Genomic DNA, 216 nt, shown 5'->3' on the forward strand with positions numbered 1-216 from the left:
TCATGCATGAGTCCGGGCTTGTGCTCAAGACATGGTTCTTCGTGATGACGCTGTGCTGGTCGCGGCACCAGTATGCAGAGATCGTCCTCGATCAAACGGTCGAGACGTGGCTGGCCTGCCACCGGCGCGCCTTCGAATGGTTCGGCGGCCGCGTGGAGCGCGTGATCATCGACAACGCCAAATGCGCGATTACAAAGGCGTGTATGTACGATCCCG

At 59.7% G+C, this 216-nt stretch carries 1 pseudogene; it reads left to right on the top strand.

The window, feature by feature from the left end:
• Positions 1–216: pseudogene (locus ACLFKU_RS45025) on the top strand (IS21 family transposase); the annotation flags it as partial.

Source organism: Paraburkholderia sp. EG304 (genome assembly GCF_046543485.1).
In the GTDB taxonomy this organism is placed as follows: Bacteria; Pseudomonadota; Gammaproteobacteria; order Burkholderiales; family Burkholderiaceae; genus Paraburkholderia; species Paraburkholderia youngii.